The 2,607-nt window shown below is 44.8% G+C and carries 1 protein-coding gene and 4 tRNA genes; all 5 read right to left on the reverse strand.

Going from position 1 to position 2,607, the window contains the following annotated elements; genetic code table 11:
* A tRNA-Thr gene (locus tag ACWYVB_RS23995) sits at nt 1-76 on the reverse strand.
* A 53-nt stretch (nt 77-129) separates the two neighbouring features.
* Nucleotides 130-205: transfer RNA gene (locus ACWYVB_RS24000), tRNA-Phe, on the reverse strand.
* Nucleotides 206-438: 233 nt separating this feature from the next.
* On the reverse strand, nt 439-2,064 hold the full coding sequence (locus ACWYVB_RS24005) for a methyl-accepting chemotaxis protein (RefSeq protein ID WP_395222557.1): 1,626 nt from the start codon (nt 2,062-2,064) through the stop codon (nt 439-441).
* A gap of 275 nt (nt 2,065-2,339) precedes the next feature.
* Nucleotides 2,340-2,415, reverse strand: a tRNA-Asn gene (locus ACWYVB_RS24010).
* Nucleotides 2,416-2,453: 38 nt separating this feature from the next.
* A tRNA-Phe gene (locus ACWYVB_RS24015) sits at nt 2,454-2,529 on the reverse strand.
* Nucleotides 2,530-2,607: the final 78 nt, after the last annotated feature.

The raw sequence follows: 2,607 nt of genomic DNA on the forward strand, positions 1-2,607 counted from the left end.
TGGTGCCGACTACCGGAATCGAACTGGTGACCTACTGATTACAAGTCAGTTGCTCTACCTACTGAGCTAAGTCGGCACACTATATTCTTTAACTATTGTTCGTGCTAAGCACCAACAATTAATAAATTGTGGTGCCCGGAGGCGGAATCGAACCACCGACACGAGGATTTTCAATCCTCTGCTCTACCGACTGAGCTATCCGGGCGACGAGGTGTATTAAACGGTTTTTCGGCTCTTAGGTCAACCATAAAATTAAAATAAAATATCGTTTGATGAAAATGTGCTCGGAGTGGGCTGTTTTTATGCATTTTTGATACAAATCCACCATCAACTAAGCTTTCTTTAATGGAAAGATAGGAGTTTGAAAGTAGAGTAAATGGATAAAAACAAAAAAAGCACGCTTGAAAACGTGCTTTATACTAAACAATTGACTTTAACCTAGTGCTTTACAGAGAACTTGTTTACCCAACCTTCTAGCTCATCCGCCAGCGAAGCTAAACTTTGAGTGCTTGATTGACTCTCCGTTACCACAGAGTTGAGCTGGCTTCCGCTTTCCTCGATAAGATTTACGCGCAGCGCAATATCATCGCTAACCTGAGTTTGTTCGGCTGCTGCAGTCGCGATCTGCTGACTCATTGCGGTGATAGATTCTAACGCCGTTACAATTTGCTGCAGAGCTTCAGAGGCATTCTTAGACTCTGTTACTGTGCTCTCACTGGTTTCTGCACACACTTCCATTGTGTGAATAGCGTTACGGGAACCTTCTTGCAGGTTGGAGATCATATGCTGAATCTCTTTAGTGCTATCTTGTGTTCGGCCTGCCAGGTTACGCACCTCGTCGGCAACAACGGCAAAGCCTCGACCTTGCTCTCCGGCACGTGCTGCTTCAATGGCAGCATTGAGTGCGAGTAAGTTTGTTTGCTCTGCAATATCGCCAATTACATCGAGCACTTTCACTATACTATTTACATCCTGATCTAGATCGGCGACCGCTTTACTTGCAGTATTTAATTGAGAAGCCAAACCTTGAATGTTTTCAACAGTACTGTGAATCAGCTTCTGAGTATGCTGACTTTGTTTATCGGCTTCGTCTGTGTTGTTTGCTGTATCACTTGCCGAGTTGGCAACATGGTTGGCTGAAGATGCCATTTCAGTCATCGCAGTGGCAATCATTGCTGTTGACTGCTGCTGAGATACGGTGAGATCGGCAATCGTATTTGAGCGAGATTCTACGGCAGATAACTCAGCGCGCAGTGCGTGCATGGATTTCTCAAGGTTTGTCACCATGGTGGCTAGTGATTGACTCATATCTTGCACCGCACGATAGATACTTCCTCTCGGCGCCACTGCATCAAAACTGGTCTGAATGTCGCCTTGTGCGACAGCTTGAACGGCTTTGCGCACATCGTTTGGCTCTCCACCAAGTAGATTGAGCATCTTGCGAATCGAGATTATCAGGCCACCGAGAATACTCCCCGCGATAACTAAACACAGTACAAGCTGCCATTGAGCGGTAGCCCAGAAGCGAGCATTCACCTCATTAAAGCCGATCCCTGTACCTACAACCCAGCCCCAATGTGGTGTTTTCTCGGCAATAGAGTGTTTTTCTTCAATGCTTCCGTCGGCCTGCTTTTGACTCCAAGTATATTCGACGATTTGACCTGTTTTGCGCCCCAAAACATCTAAGATAAGTTGGCCGACGCTGTTGCCATCTCCATCACGAAAGTCGTGAAAGCTTGTTCCATGTAATTGAGGGTCAAGCGGAGCTGCAACAAAAATCATGTTCTCATCTGCGACATAAACGTATTCGTTGTCTTTGTAGATATTATTACGGAGTAGGCGAGTGGCTAATGATTTCGCTTCGTCCTCTGGCATTTTGCCTTCGATAGCCATTTTTTCTACTTCGGTAAGAATGCTGTACGCACTTTTGAATAGCTCAGTAACCCGAGCTTTGTTATCAAGGTTACTTGCGACGCGAAGTGTCCATAAGCCCGTTGCGGTCAGTGCTAGGAGTGCTAGCAATATGATCGCAGATAATAAATAGGCTTGAGTTTTTAGTTTCATATTTGGCTCACAAATAAAGTGTCATCACTATGCAAGGCATAGCTAAAAGAAGAAATGTAATAACTCGGGCATCTTAGTGAAGATGAATATTCGCGCATACTAATGCGTATTGAAATTATGATGAGGATTAAATTTTTAGCGTAAAATAAGTATTTTTTAGAGATTGGGCTTAATATTTTGCGATGCTAGAAACAGAGAAACAGAGAAACAGGGGGAATGAAATGAACGTAGGGCAGATGCCAAAAAGCCGCATCAAAAGATGCGGCTTTTAAAAATGGCTCCTCCTACTGGACTCGAACCAGTGACCTGCGGATTAACAGTCCGTCGCTCTACCAACTGAGCTAAGGAGGAATTATTCGTGTATCGTGTTTAGCAATGACACCAAATAATGGTGCCTCGAGGCGGAATCGAACCACCGACACGAGGATTTTCAATCCTCTGCTCTACCGACTGAGCTATCGAGGCAAAAGAATGGTGCCGACTACCGGAATCGAACTGGTGACCTACTGATTACAAGTCAGTTGCTCTACCTACTGAGCTAAG

The sequence above is a fragment of the Vibrio sp. JZG10 genome (assembly GCF_054064075.1).